This is a genomic window from Sulfitobacter sp. IGS-18 (genome assembly GCF_059628195.1).
This window is the reverse complement of the sequence record NZ_CM184556.1, coordinates 1,422,219-1,443,535: the sequence shown is the minus strand read 5'-3', so window position 1 is coordinate 1,443,535 and position 21,317 is coordinate 1,422,219. Positions and strand designations below refer to the sequence as shown.

The 21,317-nt window shown below is 64.2% G+C and carries 22 protein-coding genes; 9 read left to right on the top strand and 13 right to left on the bottom strand.

The window, feature by feature from the left end; all coding sequences use genetic code 11:
• Nucleotides 1-67: 67 nt before the first annotated feature.
• Nucleotides 68-1,498 (bottom strand): Glu/Leu/Phe/Val family dehydrogenase, encoded by a 1,431-nt coding sequence (locus ACWNZ3_RS06885; RefSeq protein WP_269365481.1) that lies wholly within the window; start codon nucleotides 1,496-1,498, stop codon nucleotides 68-70.
• A gap of 344 nt (nucleotides 1,499-1,842) precedes the next feature.
• Here ACWNZ3_RS06885 and ACWNZ3_RS06880 point away from each other — a divergent pair, with 344 nt between their 5' ends.
• The 3 genes from ACWNZ3_RS06880 to ACWNZ3_RS06870 are packed head-to-tail and all read left to right on the top strand — an operon-like array spanning nucleotide 1,843 to nucleotide 4,366.
• Nucleotides 1,843-3,258 carry a pilus assembly protein TadG-related protein gene (locus ACWNZ3_RS06880; protein WP_269365484.1) on the top strand — a complete coding sequence of 472 codons (1,416 nt, stop codon included), beginning with the start codon at nucleotides 1,843-1,845 and terminating at the stop codon, nucleotides 3,256-3,258.
• Entirely contained in the window at nucleotides 3,255-3,794 is a 540-nt protein-coding gene (locus tag ACWNZ3_RS06875; protein WP_269365486.1) for a TadE/TadG family type IV pilus assembly protein, read from the top strand. The genes ACWNZ3_RS06880 and ACWNZ3_RS06875 overlap by 4 nt, the downstream gene beginning before the upstream one ends.
• Nucleotides 3,791-4,366, top strand: coding sequence for a TadE/TadG family type IV pilus assembly protein (locus ACWNZ3_RS06870; RefSeq protein WP_496901652.1), 576 nt, complete (start codon nucleotides 3,791-3,793; stop codon nucleotides 4,364-4,366). Before ACWNZ3_RS06875 ends, ACWNZ3_RS06870 begins: the two co-directional genes overlap by 4 nt.
• A gap of 139 nt (nucleotides 4,367-4,505) precedes the next feature.
• Here the strand turns inward: ACWNZ3_RS06870 and ACWNZ3_RS06865 are convergent, their stop codons facing one another.
• From ACWNZ3_RS06865 to ACWNZ3_RS06845, 5 genes are all read right to left on the bottom strand, one after another.
• Nucleotides 4,506-4,997 carry a hypothetical protein gene (locus ACWNZ3_RS06865; RefSeq protein ID WP_496901651.1) on the bottom strand — a complete coding sequence of 164 codons (492 nt, stop codon included), beginning with the start codon at nucleotides 4,995-4,997 and terminating at the stop codon, nucleotides 4,506-4,508.
• A gap of 776 nt (nucleotides 4,998-5,773) precedes the next feature.
• Nucleotides 5,774-6,262: a periplasmic heavy metal sensor gene (locus ACWNZ3_RS06860; RefSeq protein ID WP_496901650.1), complete on the bottom strand. Its 489-nt coding sequence runs from the start codon at nucleotides 6,260-6,262 to the stop codon at nucleotides 5,774-5,776.
• 36 nt (nucleotides 6,263-6,298) lie between these two features.
• Nucleotides 6,299-6,646 (bottom strand): hypothetical protein, encoded by a 348-nt coding sequence (locus ACWNZ3_RS06855; protein ID WP_269365495.1) that lies wholly within the window; start codon nucleotides 6,644-6,646, stop codon nucleotides 6,299-6,301.
• Entirely contained in the window at nucleotides 6,643-7,224 is a 582-nt protein-coding gene (locus ACWNZ3_RS06850) for an RNA polymerase sigma factor (RefSeq protein ID WP_496901649.1), read from the bottom strand. The genes ACWNZ3_RS06855 and ACWNZ3_RS06850 overlap by 4 nt, the downstream gene beginning before the upstream one ends.
• Nucleotides 7,225-7,279: 55 nt before the next feature.
• Entirely contained in the window at nucleotides 7,280-7,840 is a 561-nt protein-coding gene (locus tag ACWNZ3_RS06845) for an EF-hand domain-containing protein (RefSeq protein WP_496901648.1), read from the bottom strand.
• Between the two features lie 201 nt (nucleotides 7,841-8,041).
• Here ACWNZ3_RS06845 and ACWNZ3_RS06840 point away from each other — a divergent pair, with 201 nt between their 5' ends.
• Entirely contained in the window at nucleotides 8,042-8,458 is a 417-nt protein-coding gene (locus ACWNZ3_RS06840; protein WP_114273154.1) for a DUF983 domain-containing protein, read from the top strand.
• Nucleotides 8,459-8,493: 35 nt separating this feature from the next.
• Complete coding sequence (locus ACWNZ3_RS06835; protein ID WP_496901647.1) at nucleotides 8,494-9,189, top strand: NUDIX hydrolase; 696 nt, start codon at nucleotides 8,494-8,496, stop codon at nucleotides 9,187-9,189.
• A gap of 178 nt (nucleotides 9,190-9,367) precedes the next feature.
• Here ACWNZ3_RS06835 and ACWNZ3_RS06830 read toward each other — a convergent pair whose 3' ends face one another.
• Nucleotides 9,368-10,285: an EamA family transporter gene (locus tag ACWNZ3_RS06830; protein WP_114273153.1), complete on the bottom strand. Its 918-nt coding sequence runs from the start codon at nucleotides 10,283-10,285 to the stop codon at nucleotides 9,368-9,370.
• A gap of 14 nt (nucleotides 10,286-10,299) precedes the next feature.
• A complete protein-coding gene (locus tag ACWNZ3_RS06825) occupies nucleotides 10,300-11,253 on the bottom strand; it encodes a fatty acid desaturase (RefSeq protein WP_496901646.1) in 954 nt (317 codons plus the stop codon).
• A 107-nt stretch (nucleotides 11,254-11,360) separates the two neighbouring features.
• Here ACWNZ3_RS06825 and ACWNZ3_RS06820 point away from each other — a divergent pair, with 107 nt between their 5' ends.
• Nucleotides 11,361-12,221, top strand: coding sequence for a helix-turn-helix domain-containing protein (locus ACWNZ3_RS06820; protein WP_496901645.1), 861 nt, complete (start codon nucleotides 11,361-11,363; stop codon nucleotides 12,219-12,221).
• A 280-nt stretch (nucleotides 12,222-12,501) separates the two neighbouring features.
• Here the strand turns inward: ACWNZ3_RS06820 and ACWNZ3_RS06815 are convergent, their stop codons facing one another.
• Genes ACWNZ3_RS06815 through bcoG form a run of 4 tightly spaced genes read right to left on the bottom strand, consistent with a single transcriptional unit; the run spans nucleotide 12,502 to nucleotide 15,540 of the window.
• The gene (locus ACWNZ3_RS06815) at nucleotides 12,502-13,974 is read right to left on the bottom strand and encodes a carnitine 3-dehydrogenase (protein WP_496901644.1); all 1,473 of its coding nucleotides are present in this window, start codon (nucleotides 13,972-13,974) and stop codon (nucleotides 12,502-12,504) included.
• Entirely contained in the window at nucleotides 13,971-14,144 is a 174-nt protein-coding gene (locus ACWNZ3_RS06810; RefSeq protein WP_496901643.1) for a hypothetical protein, read from the bottom strand. The genes ACWNZ3_RS06815 and ACWNZ3_RS06810 overlap by 4 nt, the downstream gene beginning before the upstream one ends.
• Entirely contained in the window at nucleotides 14,141-14,623 is a 483-nt protein-coding gene (locus ACWNZ3_RS06805; RefSeq protein WP_496901642.1) for a lipocalin/fatty-acid binding family protein, read from the bottom strand. The genes ACWNZ3_RS06810 and ACWNZ3_RS06805 overlap by 4 nt, the downstream gene beginning before the upstream one ends.
• A 5-nt stretch (nucleotides 14,624-14,628) precedes the next feature.
• Nucleotides 14,629-15,540, bottom strand: coding sequence for a 3-dehydrocarnitine:acetyl-CoA trimethylamine transferase BcoG (bcoG, locus tag ACWNZ3_RS06800; protein ID WP_114273172.1), 912 nt, complete (start codon nucleotides 15,538-15,540; stop codon nucleotides 14,629-14,631).
• 79 nt (nucleotides 15,541-15,619) lie between these two features.
• On the opposite strand from bcoG, the gene ACWNZ3_RS06795 reads away from it, so the two are divergent.
• Nucleotides 15,620-16,567, top strand: a complete 948-nt coding sequence (locus tag ACWNZ3_RS06795) for a GlxA family transcriptional regulator (protein WP_496901641.1) — start codon at nucleotides 15,620-15,622, stop codon at nucleotides 16,565-16,567.
• A 464-nt stretch (nucleotides 16,568-17,031) separates the two neighbouring features.
• Here the strand turns inward: ACWNZ3_RS06795 and ACWNZ3_RS06790 are convergent, their stop codons facing one another.
• Nucleotides 17,032-18,075: an aldo/keto reductase gene (locus tag ACWNZ3_RS06790; protein ID WP_496901640.1), complete on the bottom strand. Its 1,044-nt coding sequence runs from the start codon at nucleotides 18,073-18,075 to the stop codon at nucleotides 17,032-17,034.
• A 182-nt stretch (nucleotides 18,076-18,257) separates the two neighbouring features.
• Between ACWNZ3_RS06790 and ACWNZ3_RS06785 the strand changes: the two genes are divergently transcribed.
• Together ACWNZ3_RS06785 and metG are read left to right on the top strand one after the other, a co-directional pair.
• Entirely contained in the window at nucleotides 18,258-19,490 is a 1,233-nt protein-coding gene (locus tag ACWNZ3_RS06785) for an MFS transporter (protein ID WP_269365519.1), read from the top strand.
• Between the two features lie 64 nt (nucleotides 19,491-19,554).
• Complete coding sequence (gene metG / locus ACWNZ3_RS06780) at nucleotides 19,555-21,267, top strand: methionine--tRNA ligase (protein ID WP_496901639.1); 1,713 nt, start codon at nucleotides 19,555-19,557, stop codon at nucleotides 21,265-21,267.
• The last annotated feature ends 50 nt before the right edge of the window (nucleotides 21,268-21,317 follow it).

Sequence of the window (21,317 nt, the reverse complement as noted above, 5' to 3'; positions counted from 1 at the left end):
AGTTTATCATGGGCGACCATATCGCCAATTTACCGGCCATATGGTCGCCGCGGGGCGCATGCGGCTGTCAGATGCCCTTTGCCCGGTAGCTGGCCGCAACCTTGCCGATTGCACAGATATAGGCCGCCGTGCGCAGGTCATCCACATCGTTGCGGCCGTGCCAGACCTCGGCCATGGACTGATAGGCGGTCTGCATCGTGTCATCGAGACCGGAACGGACCAGCTCAAGCTCGCCCGCGCCGCGCAGGTACTTGTCCTTGAAATTCGGGCTCAACTGCCAGCCGATCCCGCTGTCCGCGCTCAGCCGCTCCAGCTCGTCCACGACCAGCTGGTGGCGCGCTTCCTCCTGGCGGCGCTGCATCCGGCCAAAGCGGATGTGGCTGAGGTTCTTGACCCATTCGAAATAAGAGACCGTCACACCGCCCGCGTTGGCATACATGTCGGGAATGATGACCGTCCCCTTCTTGCGCAGGATCTCATCCGCGCCCGCGGTGACCGGGCCGTTCGCGGCCTCCACGATCAGCGGGGCCTTGATCCGGTCCGCGTTGGACAGGTTGATCACCCCTTCCAGCGCCGCCGGGATCAGCACGTCGCATTCCGCCTCCAGCAGCTTGGCACCATCTGGTTCAAGCGGCGCTTTGGGATAGCCCTTGATGGTGCCGTGCTTGACGATCCACTGATGCACCTGCTCCACATCCAGCCCCTTGTCGTCGAACAGCGCGCCGTCGCGTTCGATGATCGCGGTCACCAGACAGCCGTCTTCCTCGCTCAGGAACTTGGCGGCGTGGTAGCCCACGTTGCCCAGGCCCTGTACCACCAACCGCTTGCCATCCAGCTCGCCGGTCAGACCGGCCAGTTCCATCCCCTTGGGATCGCGGAAGAACGCATGCAGGGCATATTGCACGCCCCGCCCGGTGGCCTCTGTCCGGCCCTGGATACCGCCCGCATGGGTTGGCTTGCCGGTCACACAGGCCACGCCGTTGATATCGGTGGTGTTCATGCGCTTGTACTGATCCGCGATCCAGGCCATCTCACGCTCGCCCGTGCCCATGTCGGGGGCGGGCACGTTCTGTGCCGGGTTGATCAGATCGCGCTTGATCAGCTCATAGGCAAAGCGGCGCGTGATCAGTTCCAGCTCGTGTTCGTCGTAATCGCGCGGGTCGATGCACAGCCCGCCCTTCGATCCGCCAAAGGGCGCCTCGACCAGCGCGCATTTATAGGTCATCAGCGCCGCCAGCGCCTCGACCTCGTCCTGGTTGACGCCAGGCGCATAGCGGATGCCGCCCTTGACCGGCTCCATATGTTCCGAATGAACGGAGCGGTAGCCGGTGAAAGTATGGATCTTGCCCCGCAGCCGCACGCCGAAGCGGACGGTATAGGTCGCGTTGCAGACCCTGATCTTCTCCTCCAGCCCCGGTGACAGGTCCATCAGCGCGACTGCGCGGGTGTACATCAGATCGACGCTTTCGCGAAAGCTCGGCTCATTGGATGGGGTCATCGTCTTCTCCAGTCATTTCGGTCCGGCCTCAGGAGCGACTCATCGGGCCGCATCCCGGCAAACCCACCCTAAGGCGGGTTTTTTCAAAGCGCGACCAGATTGAGCACATCCGCCCGAATCCCGGGCAGGATTTTCGATTCCCGAGCATAGGAGGGCTAAAGTTTACAGTTTCGAAACAACCACCCCGGAAACCTGAAATTGGCGCTAAAAACGCAGATAAAACGCGGTTTTTAGGCACTTTTCCGCCCAATTTACGCCATGTTGCCCGATCACAAGGGACCAACGGCAAAGACTGCCCGAAATCCGGCATGCAAAAAGTGTCTCGGTAGGAAAGGTTAACAAATATGAAACGTTGTAAACGTGAAAATCGCCTGACAGCCGGGGACCTGTTGGCACTCTCCCGCCATTTCTCAAAGTCGGAAGACGGCTCCATCACCATCTTCGCCTGCTTCATGATCCTGATCATGATGACGATCTGCGGAATCGGTGTGGACATGATGCGCCACGAAATGGAACGCACGCGCCTTCAGGCCGTTTCGGACCGCGCCGTTCTGGCGGCCGCCGACCTGGACCAGACCCTGGACCCCGAAGCGGTGGTGCGGGATTACTTCGCCAAATCCGGCATGGCCGAATACGTCTCGGCGGTGAATGTCGACGAGGGCCTGAACTACCGCACCGTGACGGTGGATGCCACCAATACGATCAAGACGCAGTTCATGAACACCCTCGGGGTTGACGACCTGTCGGTCCCCGCCCGCTCCAAGGCGGAAGAGAAAGTCGCAAAAGTAGAGATCTCGATGGTCCTGGACATCTCCGGGTCGATGGGATCCAACAACAAGATCCAGAACATGCGGAACGCGGCCAAGGTCTTTGTCGACACCGTAATCCGGGACGAGACGGAAGATCTGATCTCCGTTTCCGTCGTGCCCTACTCGGCCCATGTGAATGCCGGCCCCGAGATCTTTGATCGGATGGGCGTGCAACCTGTTCACAATTATTCACATTGCGTTGAATTTCCCGACTCGGACTTCGACGAGACCTTCCTCCATGCATCGGGCAGCCACTACAGCCACATGCAGCACTTTCAGAACCACGATCCGGGCTGGAACCAGATGAGCGAAACGGTCTGTCCGCGCTATGACTTTGAGCGGATCCAGCCGCTGAGCCAGAACGCAAGCGCCCTGAAGGCACAGATCGACCAGCTTGAACCCCGTGCCAACACCTCTATCTTCCTTGGCATGAAATGGGGCACCGCGCTGCTTGACCCCTCTTTCCGCCCGATCAACCAGAGCATGGCCAGCGCCGGGCTGACCGACCCGGCCTTCTCGTCCCGTCCCGCTAGCTATGACGATCCGGAAACCCTGAAAACCGTGATCCTCATGACGGATGGCCAGAACGTCACGACCTACCGCATCCCAAGCTGGTACTACAATTCGGACTCCGAAATCGTGCACTGGTCCCGCTACAACCTCGGCTGGTACGTCAATCGCTACGTCAGCTACTACTACCGCCAAAACTTCCGCACCCAGAAGTACTCCGATTACCAGGGCGATTTGCTTCTCAGCAAAATCTGCGGCGCGGCCAAGGACGCAAAGATCGTTGTCTGGTCCATCGGGTTCGAAGTGACCGACCACGGTGCCAATGTAATGCGCGACTGCGCCTCCTCGCCCAGCCACTTCTTCCGGGTGGAAGGTGTGGAGATCGAGGATGCCTTTGAAGCCATCGCACGCCAGATCAACCAGCTGAGGCTCACACAATGAAGACGCCCTTCTTCAGACGCCTGTTCCGGTTCCGCCGGGACGAAGAGGGCGGGATTTTCCTGATCGAGTTCTGCATCCTGGTGCCAATCCTGTTCGGTGCCTTCATGATGGCGGTCGAAATGGGCCTCTATTCCATGCGCCAGATGTATCTCGACCGGGGTGTGGATATCGCTGTCCGCTATATCCGGCTGAGCACGAACACACCGATCGCGCACAACCAGATCAAGCAAATCGTCTGCGCCAATGCGGGCTTCATCGAGGATTGCGACAGCACGCTGCGGCTGGAGATGATCCCGCTGCTGCCCCGCGCCTTCGCCACCTTTGACCAGACGCCCGACTGCGTGGACACCTCTGCACCGGCCACACCGGTCCGGGGGTTCATACTGGGCCGCGAACACGAGATCATGATCCTGCGGGCCTGCGTGAAGTTCAAGCCTGTCTTCGCCACCACCGGCCTGGGCAAGGAGCTTGAGACAGACGGCAGCGGACGGGCCCGGCTGATCGCGGTCTCCGCCTTTGTACAGGAGCCGAAATGATGCGTGCCACCTTGCTCAAATTCCGTCTGAACGCCCTGCTGCGTTGCGATTTCCTGCGCAAGCAGGACGGGTCGATCTCCATCGAGGCGATGATCGTCCTGCCGGTGATGTTCTGGGCCTTTCTTGCCGCATTCTCGATCTTTGATGCATTCCGCATGTACGGGATCAACCAGAAGGCGGCTTTCACCGTGGGCGACGCGATTTCCCGCGAGACACTGCCGTTGGATGACGATTACCTTGACGGTGTGCACAACCTGTTCGAGTACCTTTCCCTCAGCGAGGGCAAATCCGCGATGCGGGTCACTTCGATCTGGTTCGACGAGGACAACAACAGCTACCGCACCGACTGGTCCCAGACGCGCGGCAATGCTGTTGCATTGACCAATGCCGAAGTGCAGAACTGGCACAACCGCCTGCCGGTGATGCCGGACAATGAACGTGTCCTGCTGGTCGAAACCTGGAGCGAATACGTACCGCCCTTCGCCACCGGCCTGGAAGAGCGCGAGATCCAGAACTTCGTCTTCACGCGCCCGCGCTATGCGCCCCGCGTCTGCTGGGAATACTGCAACTAAGGCGCCCGACCCTATACTGAATCATCCTGTGACAGGAATGTCCCGGGAACGCCGAAGGCGCGGCACCTTTCGGCGATACAACTTGAACTGAAAGGCCATAGGCCCCGCGCCGCAGCGCCACATCAGACCCGCCGGACCCTCAGTCCTGCGGGTCCTTTTGTGCCAGCAGGGCGGCCAGCACATCTGCCATGAACTTGGTCTGGCTGCCCGGTGTCATACCGCCAATCCCGACCCGGCGGCCCATGCGCCACCACAGCCCGGGCCGCCAGTGGCGGGCCCCGCCCTCGCCCAGTTTGAGCAGGAAGCCATTGGACGGTTTGAAGGCAAAGAATCCCCGGTCGATCCCGGTGATCTGATCGACCTGGGCAATCACGGTGCCATCCGCATCGCGCAGGACCAGCGGCGTCAGCTCCAGCTTGCTTGCAGTGGCGCGCCGCATGGCATCCGCAACCCACAGCGACCCCGCGCCGACAAGGATGAGAAACAGCTGCCAGTGCAGGGCCGGCGCACGCATGAAAGCCATGTAGATCAGCAGGAGGCCCAGCAGCCCCAGGCAGCAGATCCCCATGGCGCGCCGCCCGGCAGAGGCCTGCACGGTGGCCAGTACTTCGGTGCTGTCGTCAAATTTCATGGGCGCTCCTTCGGCTTTGGTTCTGCCTAAGGCATTTGCGGCGGGTTGCAAACGGAAAGCGGAAACGGCGGCCCGGGCCCGAGCCCCGGTGGCCCATTTGCGCACCCGTCGCCATCAACTCCGACCCCCGGCGGCGAATTTTCTGAATCTTGTCAGTGGGCCGTGCCAGGCAATTCCGACACGAATGCCAGGCAATTCCGACCCAGACCGGACCTTGGGCGTGGTATGGGGCAAGGTCAGGTGAGCGGACGAAACTGCCGTTGGCAACGAAACCCCAAGCCGCGCATCGACGGGCCGTGGTGCGGCGATCCGACCGTCGTGACTGGCACTTTATGGCAGCCAAGCACATCCTAACTAACGATGAGGCATTACAGCAGCCAAATCGCCGTGCCAGGGGACGGCCCGGCGATGCGCGGCGGCCTGCGGCCTTGATTCCGCGCTTGGTAAAGCGGAAAGGGCTCAATCCCGCCCTTCGCTGCAATTTTCACGAATGACCGCCTGGCCCCTGCCCCGTCCTTCGGTCGTAGCGCCGCGCTCCGGTTCAGCGATGTGACGCAAAAATCGGTTTTGCCTAGCAACTGACACAGGCCCCGGATGTGAGACCGGTCAGGGTTCGGCAAAGCCAGGCCGCACCCTCAATCATGTCATCTTTTGGTTGATCCCCAACATTCGGCAAACGTGGTCCCAGCTTTGCGGCTGCAAAAGCAGCGCAAGATCCCAGCCGTTCACGCGCGCCCCACGTCGGAACAATCAGCCGGCTGCCCGGAATTCCGCCGTCAATCCTCGGCTTCACGGCCCTCACGCGGCTTCTTTCCGTGTTTGCCCGGCCTGCGCGTCAGCTCCGCCGCGACCCGGTCGGCATAGGCGGCCCGTTCCTCCGGCGACATCGAAGACACCTCGGCCAGCCATGCGCCTTCCGCAGCGGTCTGCAGCGCCAGCGCCACGCGCCCCTGTTCACGCAGGACATCCTCCACCTCTGCGGCGTCAAACGGCTCCTGGCGCAGGGCGGCAAGCACCCGGTCGTAAAGCGCCCGCCGCTCCGACCGGCTGGGCATGCCGCTGCCCGACCGGCGCAGGTCACGGAACATTGCGCGCCGCACCTCGCGCGGCAACGCCCTGACATAGGGCGTGGCATAGCTGCGCGCGCCCGGACCACGGGCATGATCCCCCGCACCCGGCCCGCCCGCATGGCGATAGGCCGCCCCGGCAATCAGCCCGACGAAAATCAGGTTCAGCGCCAGCGACGCAATCAGAACCCAGCGCATCCGGCGCCTTGCAGCTGTGCCTGTCTTATCCATCCATCAACCCTCTTCGCTGTCCCATCCGAAACCGGACAAATCCGGCGCGGTTTCATCCATCACCACCTGCTGACCCAGGATCTGATCGGCCAGGTCCGGCATCCCGTCAGGTGGCGCCACGCCCAGCCAGAAGCCGACGCAGGTCGCCGTGACCAGCCCGCCCAGACCCGGCAGACCACCCAGCATCCGCCACCACCCGCCAAAGAGGCTGCCGGCGCGGGTGGGTTGCAGGTGCCGGGCATCGTCAAGGACCCGCGCCAGCAGATGCTCCGGCATTTCCGGCGGATGTGACCGCGCCCGGGCAAAAAGCGCCTCCAGCGCTCTGTCGTCGTCATGTTCTGACTTAGTCATGTTTCATACCCCAATGCCTCTTTCTGCCCCGCAAGGGCCGCCGCAAGCCCCCGCTTGCCCCGCGCCGTCAGGCTCTCGACCGCCTCCACCCCGATGTCGAGGATCTGCGCGATCTCGGGGTTGGCCAGCCCCTCGATATGCCGCAGGACCACCGCCTGCCGCTGCCGGTCCGGCAGGCTTTGCAAGGCAGCCTGCAAGGCATCGACCCTTGCGCGTTGCTGCAACTGCTGCGCGACGTCCGGGCGCGGGTCTTCGGGCTCGGCCACCTCGTCCAGCGGCACCGACCGGCGCTTGCGCAGCCGGTCCGTGCACAGGTTGGCCACCACCCGGTAACACCAGGTGCTGACCTTCGCCTCGCCCGCCCGCCAGTCCGGCGCGATCTTCCACAGGCGCAGCAAAGCCTCCTGCGTCACATCCTCGGCCTCGTGACCGTCGCCCAGAACCCGGACCGCATGGGCAAAAAGCCGGGGCGCAAGCTGCACCGCCAGCAGGCGCGCCGCCGCAGCATCGCCGCCGGCATAGCGCGCCAGCAGCAAGGCCTCCGTATCGGGGGCGGGATCGGGCGGAAAATGACGCATAGGTTCAGGGCGTAGCGCGACCGGGCCCGCCAGGCAAGCAGGCCCGGACCGCATCTCAGCCCTTGTCGCCGTGGTGCCGCTTGCCGTGATGCCCGCGCATCTTGCCAAATTCCTCGGCGCTCAATGTCCCGTCACCATCCGCATCCAGCTTGTCGAACATCCTGGCCGGATCGCGCCGGGCCGTCATCTCCTCAAGGCTCAGCTTGCCGTCCTTGTCGCCATCCATGCGGTCCATCATCCGGGCCTGCCATTTGCCGCTCCGCCCCGCGCCTGCGCGGCCTTCGCCCCGCGCGGCAAGTTCCTCGGCGTTCAGGGCACCATCGCCATCCTTGTCCAGTTCCCTGACCATCCGGGCAGAGCGTTCGAGCCGCATCGCATCGCGCGCCGCCGTCATCTCTTCCGTTGTCAGAAAGCCGTCACCGTCCGCATCTGCCGCCGCAAAGCGGGCTGCGGCATGTGCGGCAAGCTCTTCCTGTGTGATTGCGCCATCGCCATCGGCGTCAATCCTGCTGAACATCCCGGCGCGGTCGCCGGTCCTGGCCTGGGCGCCTGCAACCGCAGCCACCGCGATCAATGTGCTGAGGGCAACCAACTGGACTTGTGCTCGAAGTTTCATGTGATCTCTCCATTGTTCCCGCGCCCCTTCGTGCGGCGCGATACCCCCTCTAACGGGGCGGACTCTCACTTCCGTCGCGAAACGCCGGATTTTTTCGTCCCAACCCCGCCAGGCTTTGCGACACAGCGCCGCAAGGCCCGCCTTTGCTCTTCCATTTCACGCGCCTTGCTTCCATTTAGATGCAAGACCAAGGAACAGCTCATGCAACAGAACCTCGACACCGCCTCCATCGAAACATCCCCGGCCGACCACCAGGATCGCGCCCGCTGGCCCGCCATGCGCAGGGGATGGCGCGGCAAATGCCCGAACTGCGGCTCGGGCCCCCTGCTCAAGGGCTATCTCAAGGTCAACCACGACTGTGCCGTCTGCCGCGAGGAATTCCACCATCACCGCGCCGATGACGGGCCGGCCTACCTGACCATCCTGCTTGTCGGCCATCTGATGGCCCCGACACTGCATCTGGCCTTTGTGACCTGGCGTCCGGAGCCGCTGACCCTGTTCACGATTTTTGCGGTTGGCTGCGTCGGCCTCTCGCTCTACCTTCTGCCCAGACTGAAGGGGGCCATGATCGGCTTTCAATGGGCCAAGGGCATGGGCGGCTTCGCAACCTCGGCCTGATCTCCCCTTTCGGCACCGCTGAACCGGGGGAACAGATGACCATCGACAAAAGCCAGATCCGCAATGCCGCCACGGTGATCGTGCTGCGCGACAGGTTCGACGCGCCGCGCATCCTGATGGGGCAGCGCGGGTCCAGGGCTGTTTTCATGCCCAACAAATTCGTCTTTCCCGGCGGCGCGGTGGATGCGGGCGATGCCGAGGTGCCCCTGGCCAGCCCCCTGCCCGAGACCTGCGCCGCTCGCATCGCAGAGGATGCGGAGCCCGGTCTGGCCCATGCCATCGCCGTCGCCGCCATCCGCGAACTCTGGGAGGAAACCGGCCTGATCCTGGGCCGCCCCGGCAGCTGGGACACACCCCCGCCCCCCGATTGGGAAAGCTTTGCCGCCACCGGCCATGTCCCCCATGCCGCCCCGCTGCAATTCACCTTCCGCGCGCTCACCCCGCCGGGCCGCCCGCGCCGCTTTGACGCGCGGTTCTTCCTGGTGGATGCCGATGACATCGCCTCCGACCTCGATGATTTCGACGCCGCCTGCGATGAGCTCAGCCACCTGCAATGGGTGCCGCTGTCAGAGGCGCGGTCCTTTGACATGCCCTTCATCACCGAAGTCGTCATGGCCGAGGTCGAGGCCCGCGCCCGCGACCGCAACCCGCCCGACTCCGTCCCGTTCTTCAAGAACAACGATGAGGAAAGCCTGTTCCTGCGCCTGCGGGGGAAGCTGCCGACCGGTTAGCAAAGAAACAGGGCAGATGATGGCCATCGCCCGCAACACGATCTGCTTCTGGTACAAAAGGGATGCGGAAGCGGCGGCGCGCCGGGGCCGATCAACGGAAATAAATTAACCCATTGTTGGGTTTCGCGGCGAAACCTGTCTTGCCCGGGCGAAAGGACCATGCCCGACATCGCGCCGGTCAGATCACCAGGATCAGCATCAGGATCGACGCCACCAGCACCGCCATCCCGGCCCATTCGCGTCTGGTGATCTTCTCGTGGAAGAACAGCGTGGTGGCCGCCACGCTCAGGATCAGTTCAACCTGCCCCAGCGCCTTCACATAGGCCGCGTTCTGCAGCGTGAAGGCGATGAACCAGCACAGCGAACCGCCCATCGAGGTCAGCCCGATCCACAGCGCCACCCGCCGCGCCGCCCAGACGGCCCTGATCTGCCCCGGCTCGCGCCACCGCAGCCAGACCAGCATGATCACGGTCTGCATCACCACCACCGCCGCCAGCGTCACCGCTGCGCGCAGGATCGGGTCGGCCTCCGCCACGCTCAGCGAGGCGCCCCGGTAGGTCACCGCCGAAATCGCGAACAACACGCCCGAGGCGATGCCCAGCCCCGCCGCCCGGTTGCGCATGTCGCGCCAGTGGAACCCGGTCACCTCCGGCCCGCCGGAAAGCAGCAGCAGCCCGACGATGCCCAGCGCAATGGCCGCGAAACCGGGCAGGGACACCCCCTCGCCCAGCACGATCCAGCCCACCAGCACGGTCTGGATGACTTCGGTTTTCTTGAAGGTGATGCCCACGGCAAAATTGCGCTGCTTGAACAGCATCACCACGCAGACCGTCGCCAGGATCTGTGCCGAGGCCCCCGCCAACCCATAAAGCCAGAACCCGTCACCCAGGGCCGGAAGCGGCTTGTCCGCCGCCACCAGGTAGACCGCCAGCAACAGCAGGATGAAGGGAACCGAATAGAGAAACCGCGAAAACGTGGCCCCCGCGGCAGAGAGCGTCGCCGTCGCCAGATGTTTTTGCAGCATGAAGCGCACCGTCTGAAACGATGCGGCGGCAAGGGTGACGAGAATCCACAGATCGGGCAAAACAGCACTCATGCCCACCGATTAGGTCAATCCTGCGACCCGCGCCAGAGCGGATGTGCCACCGGATCCTTTGCCGAGAAGAGATACCGGCGGAACACCTCGGCATAGCTGCGATAGACATAGCCATGATTGCGGCGCAGAAACTTGTCCCGCCGCGCCGCATAGACCCCCGGCAGCCGGTACCAGGGCAGCTGCGGATGCACGTGATGCACCACATGGAAATTGTTGTTCAGAAACAGCAGCGCCAGCAGCCCCCGGTCCTCCACCACCACAGTCCGCCCCGAGGCGCGGGCATGGGCCTGATGCTCCAGGAAGGTGCGGATCTTCAGCACCGACAGGGCACCGTAACAGGCCACCAGATACAACCAGACCGGCAAGGGCGACCAGGAGACCACGATCAACGTCAGCACAACCCCCGGCAGATGCAGCAGCCAGTGGCGGCGGACTTCGGCATTGCCCGCCCTGATCAGACGCAGGTCATCGCGCAGAAAGGCCCCCATCCCCACCAGCGGCCCCAGCAACATCCGGCCCGCAAGGGTGTTGTTCAGCATCAGCACACGGCGGTGCCAGCGCGGCAGCTGCTCCCAGCGGTCGGGGTCCAGATAATTGCTTTCCGGATCGTCGTAGGGATCGGTCAGGCGGGAATCCTGGTGATGTTCCAGATGCAGCGCCTTGAAACGCAGATAGGGCACAAAAAGCCCCGGCTGTATCAGACCCAGCATTGTGCCTGCCCGCGCCGAGCGGAACGGGCCGCCATGCAGGAACTCGTGGCTGAGCGAGGAATGCAGCGTCAGCGCCAGGACCAGCAGGATCAGCGACACGCCCCCCGAGGTCAGCAGCACCGCAACAGCCCAGATCAGGACAACCGCCAGGAACAGGCCGATCGTGGGCCATTCCCAGCCCGCCATGACCCGCAGCGCGGACCGCAGATACCGGGGGGTGGGGGTGGCGTGGTTCTGCCCGGCCTCGCTCAAATGCATCGCTGGTTCCTTATGGAAGTCCTTTGCCGCAAGGTGATCGCCCTTGCGCGATCAGACCATTCCGATAATGATGAACAAAGCTTGCAATTGGTGATAAAAGTTAACACATGCCTAAGGTAGACAACAAATCGACACGTGCCCAGGTCTTTCGCACCCGTCTTGCACAGGCGATCCGCACCGCCGGGATCAGCCAGAGCGCGCTGGCACGCGGCATCGGCGTTGACCGTTCCACCCTGTCACAGGCGCTCTCGGACCATGGCGCCCGCCTGCCCGGCGGCCATGTTGTCGGTGCCTGCGCCCAGGTGCTCGGCGTTTCTGCCGACTGGCTTCTGGGCATTTCGGACCGCCCTGAATCCGCCGCCGATCTGATGTCCAACAGCATCTCCATGTCACAGGCCCCGCGCGCCTTTGTCGATGATCAGCTTTTTGTCTGGCACCAGGAGGCACGGGGTTACAAGATCCGCCACGTCCCCGCCGCCCTGCCCGACATGCTGAAAACCGACGACATGCTGGCCTGGGAATATGGTCCCCACCTGCGCCGCACCGCGCAACAGGCGATCAACGCCTCGCGCGACCGGCTCGACCTGATGCTGGACGCCACCTCCGAATATGAAATCGCCCTGCCGCTTTATGAACTGGACTGCTTTGTGCGTGGCACAGGCTATTACCGTGGCCTGCCCGCTCCCGTCCGTCTGGCACAATGCGACCATATGATCCGGCTCTCGCGGCAGCTTTACCCCCGGCTGCGGCTCTACCAGTTCGACGCCCGCAGGCTTTATTCCGCTCCGATCACCATCTTCGGCCCGCTCATCGCGGTCCTTTATACCGGCGGCCACTACATGGCCTTCCGCGACCGCGCCCGGATCGACATTTTCACCCAGGACTTCGACACCCTCGTGCGCGAAGCCTCCAACACCGCCCGCGATTTCCCCGATCAGCTGAGCGAGATGCGCGCCCTGATCCGCTGACCCGCCTCTGGTCCGGAGCCGCCCTCGCTTGAGACCGGGACGGCGCGGCGCAGACCGGCGGTCCGGCAAAATCGCCGAGGGGCCCCGCATCGCGGGGAGACGGCTATTTTGCTGGAGGGACGGGCGGCGCGGTGCCAGACCGGGGATCAATCGCGGGCGGCTCCGGGCCTCTGGGACGGTGAGACCCGAAGCGGCAAACCCATAATCGAATGCGCGCGCAGCGCGCGCCTTTTGGTCACGGCCTGCACCGGCGCGCCCTCCGGGGACTTTGCCCCCCGGGTCAGCGCGGCGCGCCGATGGCCCGGCCCAGCCCATCGGGCCGGGTCAGGGCGCCATGCCCTTCGGCAAAGCGCAGCAGCGCCGCCTCGATCGCCGGCCCCGGCACTGACGGCTTGCGGGTCTCCAGCGAGACATGCAGCAGGAAATGTTCGCCCGTGGCCAGCAGCCTGTCACCCTCCGTCATCTCATGGAACAGATGCATCTTCTTGCCCGCCCCGGCGATCACCCGGGTCCGGATCTCGATCACCGCCCCGGCATGGACCTCGTCCAGGTGCCGGATATGGGTTTCGGCGGTAAAATAACTGCCACCCGAGGCGATATATGCCGCATCGCAGCCGATGATCTCCATGAAGCGGTCGGTGGCATCGGCAAAGGCATGCAGATAGCGCGATTCCGTCATATGGCCGTTATAATCGGTCCAGTCCAGCGGCACGGTACGCCGCGCGGTCAGCACCGGAGCATCGGCGGGCAGGTCTGCTGCCCGGGCCCCCAGGGCGGTGCCGGAGCGCATGGCCTTGTCCTGCGCGTTCAGCAGGGTGCCTGCGCCCCAGTCCTGCGCTTTCAGCCCCCGCATCATGGTCACCAGGTTGTTGTCGCGGATGCGCTCCAGTTCCCGGATCGAATGCGCGCCCGATTGCGCGTCCGACTGGCCCGCGATCAGATCCACCAGCTCCTCGGTGAACTCCGGCACATCGGTGAGCTTTGTCCAGGGCCATTGCAGGCAGGGCCCGAACTGCGCCATGAAATGCTTCATGCCCGCCTCGCCCCCGGCGACGCGGTAGGTCTCGAACAGGCCCATCTGCGCCCAGCGGATGCCGAAACCATAGCGGATGGCGTTGTCGATCTCCTCGGTCGTGGCAATGCCGTCCTTGACCAGCCACAGCGCCTCGCGCCAGACCGCCTCAAGAAACCGATCCGCCACATGGGCGTCGATTTCCTTTTTCAGGTGCAGTGGATACATCCCCAGGCCGGTCAGGATCTCTTTCGCCCGGTCCACCATCGGCCCGTCGATCCCGTTGCCCGGCACCAGTTCGACCAGCGGCAGCAGATAGACCGGGTTGAAGGGATGGGCGACCATGATCTGTTCGGGCCGCGCCGCGCCCTGCTGCAGCTCGCTCGGCTTGAAGCCGGAGGTGGAGGAGCCGATGACCGCGGCCGGATCGCAGGCCTGCTGGATCGTACCAAAGGTCTTGTGCTTGATGTCCAGCCGCTCCGGCACGCTTTCCTGGATCCAGGCCGCGCCCTCGACCGCCTCATGGATGCTGTCGTGAAAGGTGATCGCCCCCTCGGCGGGCAGCGCCACGTCGGTCAGCCCCGGCAGGGACCGCCGCGCATTGGCCATGACCTCGCCGATCTTGCGCGCCGCTTCCGGGTCCGGATCGAACACGCGCGCGTTCCAGCCGTTCAGCGCAAAGCGCGCCGCCCAGCCGCCGCCGATCACACCGCCGCCGATGATTGCTGCCGTCTTGGTCATATGTTCAATCCCATCAAAATCACGCCCGCCAGCGCCATCCCCGCACAGAGCGATGCACAGGCCCTGACGCTCCAGCCGAAGGGCGGCGTGTCACGCACCCCCAGCACCATGCCGCCAACCCAGAAGGCGCCAAAGGCCAGAGCCCCGACAATCAGAAGAACACCGATCATTGTGCCACCCCCCGCAATTGGCTGACGTCCCAGCCGTTGAAATCAAGTATCTCGCGCGCCGCTGCGATCCGGTCGGCCCCGCCGGTCGGGCTGCGGTCGATGATCGCGGCGCGGCTGCCGTCCGCCAGACCGACGGCGGCGGTGCGGAACCCCTCGTCAACCCACATCACCACCAGCACATCATCGCCCGCCGTCGCGCGCAGGACGCCCGGCGCATCCGGCAGATAGGCGCGGCTGCCCCGCGCGTCACTTTCGGAGACCGCGCCGGTCAGGCTTTGGGTAAAGCTGACCGATGGCACGCAGGGCCCCATGCAGGCGCGTGTCACCCAGTCACCGGAAAAACGCCCGGGATCGAAGCGCGCGCTGCCGCCCAGCGGGGCCGTCGGGTTGCGCAGCGGCAGCGTGCCAGTGGGATAGCCCGCCTGTTTTGCCGCACAGGCCCCCAGCGCCAGAATGCCGCCAAGCGCAATGACGCGCAAAGGCCTCACGCCTTGGGCGCCCGTTTGGTCAGGCCCAGCTTCTCGCGGACCTCTGCCGGGCCGATGATGCGCGCGCCCATGTTCTCGATGATGGTCCCGGCCCGTTCGACCAGCTGCCAGTTTTCCGCCAGTTGCCCCTTGCCGAGCCAGAGGTTGTCCTCAAGCCCCACCCGCACGTTGCCGCCCGCCAGCACCGCGGCGGCGACATAGGCCATCTGGTTGCGCCCCAGCGCAAAGGCGGAAAACGTCCAGTCTTCCGGCACATTATTGACCATCGCCATGAAGGTGTTCAGATCGTCCGGCGCGCCCCAGGGCACGCCCATGCAAAGCTGCACCAGTGCCGGCGCGTCCAGCACACCGTCCTTCACAAGCTGCTTGGCGTACCAAAGGTGACCGGTGTCAAAGGCCTCGATCTCGGGCTTGACGCCAAGATGCGTCATCATCGACCCCATGGCGGTCAGCATGCCGGGGGTGTTGGTCATCACGTAATCGGCTTCGGCGAAATTCATCGTGCCGCAGTCCAGCGTGCAGATCTCCGGCAGGCATTCCGCGATGTGTTGGACCCGTTCGGAAGCGCCGATCATGTCGGTGCCTGCAATCGGGGGCATGGGGTGTTCGGTGGGGCCAAAGACAATGTCGCCCCCCATGCCGGCGGTCAGGTTCAGCACCACGTCGGTCTCGGATTCGCGGATCCGCTCCGTCACCTCGCGGTAATAGGCCAGATCCCGGCTGGGTTTCCCGCTTTCGGGCTCGCGCACATGGCAATGCACGATCGCGGCCCCGGCCCTGGCCGCCGCAATGGCGCTCTCGGCGATCTGGGCGGGGCTGCGCGGCACATGCGGGCTGCGGTCCTGGGTACTGCCCGATCCGGTCACGGCGCAGGTGATGAACACCTCCTGGTTCATAGTCAGCGGCATGGCATGGTCCTTTCTGATGCTTGCCGCGATCATGACGACACTTGGCAAAGCACGCTTTGCACAATACGAAGGATGATTGATGAAATCCGCAGAAATCACCCATACCACCCTTCTGGTTCTCGACGGCTGCAACACGCTCACCCTGGCCGCGGCGGTCGATCCGCTGCGCGCGGCAAACCGGCAGGCGGGGCGGCCGCTGTATGAATGGCACTTCGCCACCCCGCGCGACCGGGCGGTGCAGCTGACCAGCGGTCTGGAAATTCCCGCAGCACCGATCCACAAGATGCCTGCCACCGATCTGCTGATCATCGTCGCAGGCTTTGCGGTGGAGGCGCAGACCACGCCCCAGCTGACCGCCAGCCTGCGCCGGATCGCGGCGCAGGGCGCGATTGTCGCCGGGATCGACGGCGGCCCCTGGGTGATGGCGCGGGCCGGTATTCTGGACGGGCACAGCGCCACCACCCATTGGGAGGATTTCGAAGGGTTTTCCCATAACTTTCCGGCAGTTGAGCTGATCAACACCCGCTATCAGGTCAGTGGCAAACGGCTGACCTCCGCCGGGGCGGCCCCGGCGCTGGAAATGATGCTGCACCTGATCGGGGACCGGCACGGTGCAACGCTGGCCGGGCGCATCGCCACCGCCTTCATCTTTGACCCGGCGCCGCCGCGCCCGCAAAGCCGCGCCCAGAACCCGCGCCATTCCCGGCTGACCGCCCGCGCCCAGCAGCTTATGGAGGCGGCGCTGGAAACGCCCCTGCCCCTGCGGGACATCGCGGCGGACCTTGGGGTTTCCGACCGGGCCTTGCAACAGCAGTTCCGGACCCATCTGGGGGTGACCCCGCAGGCGCATTACCTTGCCCTGCGGCTGTCACAGGCGGAACGGCTGGTGCGCGACACCCGGTTGCCGCTGCAGGAGATCGCGCTGAACACCGGTTTCGGCTCTCCGGCCAGCTTTGCGCGGGCCTTCAGGACGCGGTTCCAGATGTCGGCAAGCCAAATGCGACAGCGGACAGGCAAGCCAGGCTAGCCGATTTTTTCAAAAAATCGGGCCGGAATTTTCCAAAATTCCGCCCGTATGTCAGATGCCAGGCAAACCCGACTTTTGCGTCACATCGCTGACCCGGAGCGCAGCGATGCCTCCGAAGGACGCGACAGGGCCAAACGGTCATTCGTGAAAAATGCGGCGAAGGGCGGGAAGGAGGCCAACCTGTGCTCTCAAAGTAAGGACCCATTGCCAAAGCAAAGCTTTGGCAGCGCCCGAACCGCCCCCACGGGGCGGGCGCTACTCGCCCACCCCTCGGTTCGGGCGCGACCTGTTTCGAATGTCGGACATGGCAGCAAAGTCCCGCTCACCTAACCTTGCCCCATACTACGCCTGAAGTCTGGTTTGGGTCGGAAATGCCTGGCACGATCCGCTGACGAGATTCAGAAAACTCGCCCCCAAGAGGCGGAAATGCGCGGCATTCGACACCCTGCATCCGACAGGTCGCCTCAATAGGGCATCGGATGCGCCTTGTGGACCGCGTTCAGCGCCGCGTTGACCTCATCGCTGAGCGTCAGATCCGCCGCGCCCAGCGCGCGTTCCACATGGGCGGTGCTGGTCGCGCCAAAGATCACCGACCCCATGAAAGGCCGCGCCCGGCACCAGGCCAGCGCCATCTGCACCGGGTCCAGATCGTGATCCCGCGCCACCTGCAGATAGGCGTCAACCGCGTCAAAGACCCGCTCGGTCTTGCGCCCGCCCAGATCGCCGTTCAGCGCCATGCGCGAGCCCTCGGGCACCACACCGCCCTGGTATTTGCCCGTCAAAAGGCCCGCCGCCAGGGGGGAAAAGGCAAAAAGATCAATGTTTTCGTTGATGCAGGCCTCTGCCACATCGGTATCGGCCAGACGGCAGAGCAGCGAATATTCATTCTGCACCGAAACCGGCCTTGGCCCGCCAATACGGTCGGCCACATGCGCCCATTGGCTCATGCCCCAGGCGCTTTCATTGCTCAGCCCGAAGGCACGGATCGTGCCGCGTTTCACCTCGGCCTGAAGCGCGCCCAGCGCGTCCTCCATATGGGCGATGGTTTCCGCGCGGTTCTGATCGGAGGGGTCGAAATCCCAGTTCTTGCGGAACATGTAGCTGCCCCGGTTCGGCCAGTGAAACTGGTAGAGGTCGATGTAATCGGTCTGCAGCCTGCGCAGGGACCCTTCGATGGCGGCCGGGATCGTCGCTGCCGAAATCGGCGCGCCGTCGCGGGCATGGGCCATGCCTTCGCCGGAGTGTTTGGTGGCCAGCACCACTTCCGCGCGCCGGTTGTCGCGTTCGAACCACAGCCCGATGATCCGTTCGGTCCGGCCAATGGTCTCGGCGCGGATCGGGTTGACCGGATACATCTCTGCGGTGTCGATGAAATTCACCCCCGCATCCAGCGCCAGATCAATCTGGTCATGCCCCTCTTCGGCGGTGTTCTGCGTGCCCCAGGTCATCGACCCCAGGCACAGGTCTGTCACGGCCAGGTCGCTGCCGCCCAATTTCCGTTTTTGCATCGTCGTCCCCTTGTTTGGCGGGCAGACTACCCGGCAGCAATCCGGCTGCAAGCGTCAATGCCCCGGCAGGTGACCATAACTTTCTCACAAAAGATTAAGATTTCGGGACCAAACCCTGAAATGCGACGCGCACTGTCGGGTTTCGGCTTGGGTTGGGCGCAAGGATGGACCAATGATGCCCCATGCGTTTGCTGATTTCATTTGCCGCCCTGTTTTTCTCGGTCATCCTTTTGCAGCTGTCCTCTGGCGGCGTGGGGCCGCTTGATGTGTTGTCCGGCACTGTCCTGGGATTTTCGCGGCAGGAAATCGGCCTGCTCGGCTCCGCGCATTTCCTGGGCTTCTTCATCGGTTGCTGGTGGGCGCCGCGCCTGATGGGATCGGTGGGCCACAGCCGCGCCTTTGCCGCCTTTACCGCAGCCGGTTCCATCGGGCTGATGGCGCATATGCTGGTGGTGGATGCCTTTGCCTGGACATTGATGCGCGTCGCCTCGGGGCTTTGCGTGGCGGGCTGCTATACGGTGATCGAGGCCTGGCTGCAGGCCAAGGTCACCAATGAAACGCGCGGGCGCACCATGGGCATCTACCGGATCGTGGACATGACCGGGTCGATGGCCGCGCAGATGATCGTCGGCATCCTCGCACCCGCGTCCTATGTCTCCTACAACATCCTTGCGATTGTCTGCTGTGCCGCCCTGCTGCCGATTACACTGTCCACGGTGCGGCAGCCCGAAACACCAAGCCAGCCGCGTCTGCGGCCACGGCTGGCCTTTGACCGCTCCCCGCTTGCCGCGGCCGGCGTCGTGGTCGCGGCCCTGTCGAGCGCATCCTTCCGGATGGTCGGCCCGATCTACGGCCAGGAAGTCGGGCTGAGTGCGGCACAGATCGCCTGGTTTCTGACCGCCTTCGTTCTTGGCGGCGCTATTGCGCAATGGCCGGTGGGCTGGCTTGCCGACAAGTTCGACCGGCGCTGGGTGCTGATCTGGCTCTCGGTGGCGGCGATGATGGCCTGCGGGGTCACGGTCTCTTCCGCCGGGCTGGGGACGGTGGGCATCTTCCTGACCGCCGGGCTGTTCGGGCTGACCACCTTTCCGATCTATTCGGTGGCCGCGGCCCATGCCCATGACTTTGCCAGCGACGACGAAAGGGTCGAGCTTTCCGCCGCGCTGATGTTCTGGTTCGCGGCCGGGGCCATCTTTGCCCCCTATATCGCCTCGGTGCTGATCGAGAATTTCGGGCCTTCCGCGCTTTTCATGATGATCTCGGTCGGGCATGGGGTGCTGGTGGTCTTTGGCCTGCTGCGGATGCACAGGGGCCGGACCGGGGCGAAACGCACACGTTATGTCTATGCGCCGCGCACCAGCTTCCTGATCGGACGGCTCACGGGTCGCGCCCGCGACAACCAGCGTCGCGATTGACGGGCTGGCATGCGGCATGCGGTGCTGATAAAGCAGCGCTGTTCACTGACCAAAGGCCGGCCCCTTGACCCGACATCTCATCACTTCCGCGATCCCCTATATCAACGGCATCAAGCACCTGGGAAACCTCGTGGGCAGCCAATTGCCCGCCGACCTATATGCCCGCTACCTGCGCGGCCGGGGGCATGAGGTTCTGTTTCTCTGTGCCACCGATGAACATGGCACCCCGGCAGAGCTGGCCGCCGCCAAGGCAGGCAAGCCGGTGGCCGAATATTGCGCCGAGATGCATCAGGTGCAGGCGCGCATCGCCGAAGGCTTCGGGCTGTCCTTCGATCATTTCGGGCGGTCCTCGTCGCCGCAGAACCGCGTGTTGACCCAGCATTTCGCGGGTGTGCTGGCAGATGCCGGGTTGATCGAGGAAGTCTCCCAGGAACAGATCTATTCCCCCACCGACGGGCGTTTCCTGCCGGATCGCTATGTCGAGGGGACCTGCCCCAACTGCGGATTCGAGGATGCGCGCGGCGATCAATGCGACAATTGCACCAAGCAGCTGGACCCCGCCGAGCTGATCAATCCGCGCAGCACGATCTCGGGCGCCACCGACCTTGAGATGCGCGAGACAAAGCACCTGATGCTGCGCCAGAGCCAGATGAAGGATCAGTTGAACGACTGGATCAATGCCAAGGCCGACTGGCCGGTGCTGACCACCTCCATTGCAAAGAAATGGCTGCATGACGGCGACGGGCTGCAGGACAGGGGCATCACCCGTGACCTGAACTGGGGCGTGCCGGTCAAACGCGGTGATGCCGATTGGCCGGGGATGGAGGGCAAGGTGTTCTACGTCTGGTTCGATGCGCCGATCGAATATATCGCCTCCGCCCAGGAATGGGTGGACGCGGGCAAGGGGTCCGACTGGGAGCGCTGGTGGCGCACCGACAAGGGGGCCGATGACGTGCGCTATACCCAGTTCATGGGCAAGGACAACGTGCCCTTCCACACCCTCAGCTTTCCGGCGACGATCATGGGGTCGGGCGAGCCCTGGAAGCTCGTCGACTACATCAAGTCCTTCAACTACCTGACCTATGACGGGGGGCAGTTCTCCACCTCCCGGGGGCGCGGGGTGTTCATGGATCAGGCGCTTGAGATCCTGCCGGCAGATTACTGGCGCTGGTGGCTGTTGAGCCATGCGCCGGAAACCTCGGATGCGGAATTCACCTGGGAGAATTTCCAGGCTTCGGTGAACAAGGACCTTGCCGATGTGCTGGGCAACTTCGTCAGCCGGATCACGAAATTCTGCCGCTCCAAGTTCGGCGAGGCGGTGCCGGAAGCAGGCAGCTATGGCCCGGAGGAAGAGGCGCTGATCGCGGATATCACCGCGCGCGTCGCACGCTATCAGGCGCAGATGGATGCGGTGGAGGTGCGCAAATCAGCCGCCGAATTGCGTGCGATCTGGGCGGCGGGCAACGAATACCTGCAGGCACAGGCCCCCTGGTCCGTGTTCAAGACCGACCCGGACAGGGCGGCGGCACAGGTGCGGCTGGCCCTGAACCTGATCCCGCTTTATGCCACACTGTCGGCCCCTTTCATCCCCGATGCCGCGGCGCGGTTGCTGGCCGCGATGCGGGTTGAGGCCCCGGTCTGGCCCGATGACGTCCCCGCCGCCCTCGCCGCGCTGCCGCCGGGACATGGCTTTGACGTGCCGGAGGTCTTGTTTGCAAAGATCACCGATGAAGAGCGTGAAGCCTGGGCGGAACGGTTTGCGGGCAAACGGGACTGACCCGCCTGCCCGCATTTTCGTTTCCTGAAGCTGACCGGATCATCCGGTAG

Coding starts and splice junctions, on each gene's coding strand:
- ACWNZ3_RS06885 (WP_269365481.1), bottom strand. CDS start 1,498: ATGACCCCATCCAATGAGCCGAGCTTTCGCGAAAGCGTCGATCTGATG.
- ACWNZ3_RS06880 (WP_269365484.1), top strand. CDS start 1,843: ATGAAACGTTGTAAACGTGAAAATCGCCTGACAGCCGGGGACCTGTTG.
- ACWNZ3_RS06875 (WP_269365486.1), top strand. CDS start 3,255: ATGAAGACGCCCTTCTTCAGACGCCTGTTCCGGTTCCGCCGGGACGAA.
- ACWNZ3_RS06870 (WP_496901652.1), top strand. CDS start 3,791: ATGATGCGTGCCACCTTGCTCAAATTCCGTCTGAACGCCCTGCTGCGT.
- ACWNZ3_RS06865 (WP_496901651.1), bottom strand. CDS start 4,997: ATGAAATTTGACGACAGCACCGAAGTACTGGCCACCGTGCAGGCCTCT.
- ACWNZ3_RS06860 (WP_496901650.1), bottom strand. CDS start 6,262: ATGCGCTGGGTTCTGATTGCGTCGCTGGCGCTGAACCTGATTTTCGTC.
- ACWNZ3_RS06855 (WP_269365495.1), bottom strand. CDS start 6,646: ATGACTAAGTCAGAACATGACGACGACAGAGCGCTGGAGGCGCTTTTT.
- ACWNZ3_RS06850 (WP_496901649.1), bottom strand. CDS start 7,224: ATGCGTCATTTTCCGCCCGATCCCGCCCCCGATACGGAGGCCTTGCTG.
- ACWNZ3_RS06845 (WP_496901648.1), bottom strand. CDS start 7,840: ATGAAACTTCGAGCACAAGTCCAGTTGGTTGCCCTCAGCACATTGATC.
- ACWNZ3_RS06840 (WP_114273154.1), top strand. CDS start 8,042: ATGCAACAGAACCTCGACACCGCCTCCATCGAAACATCCCCGGCCGAC.
- ACWNZ3_RS06835 (WP_496901647.1), top strand. CDS start 8,494: ATGACCATCGACAAAAGCCAGATCCGCAATGCCGCCACGGTGATCGTG.
- ACWNZ3_RS06830 (WP_114273153.1), bottom strand. CDS start 10,285: ATGAGTGCTGTTTTGCCCGATCTGTGGATTCTCGTCACCCTTGCCGCC.
- ACWNZ3_RS06825 (WP_496901646.1), bottom strand. CDS start 11,253: ATGCATTTGAGCGAGGCCGGGCAGAACCACGCCACCCCCACCCCCCGG.
- ACWNZ3_RS06820 (WP_496901645.1), top strand. CDS start 11,361: ATGCCTAAGGTAGACAACAAATCGACACGTGCCCAGGTCTTTCGCACC.
- ACWNZ3_RS06815 (WP_496901644.1), bottom strand. CDS start 13,974: ATGACCAAGACGGCAGCAATCATCGGCGGCGGTGTGATCGGCGGCGGC.
- ACWNZ3_RS06810 (WP_496901643.1), bottom strand. CDS start 14,144: ATGATCGGTGTTCTTCTGATTGTCGGGGCTCTGGCCTTTGGCGCCTTC.
- bcoG (WP_114273172.1), bottom strand. CDS start 15,540: ATGCCGCTGACTATGAACCAGGAGGTGTTCATCACCTGCGCCGTGACC.
- ACWNZ3_RS06795 (WP_496901641.1), top strand. CDS start 15,620: ATGAAATCCGCAGAAATCACCCATACCACCCTTCTGGTTCTCGACGGC.
- ACWNZ3_RS06790 (WP_496901640.1), bottom strand. CDS start 18,075: ATGCAAAAACGGAAATTGGGCGGCAGCGACCTGGCCGTGACAGACCTG.
- ACWNZ3_RS06785 (WP_269365519.1), top strand. CDS start 18,258: ATGCGTTTGCTGATTTCATTTGCCGCCCTGTTTTTCTCGGTCATCCTT.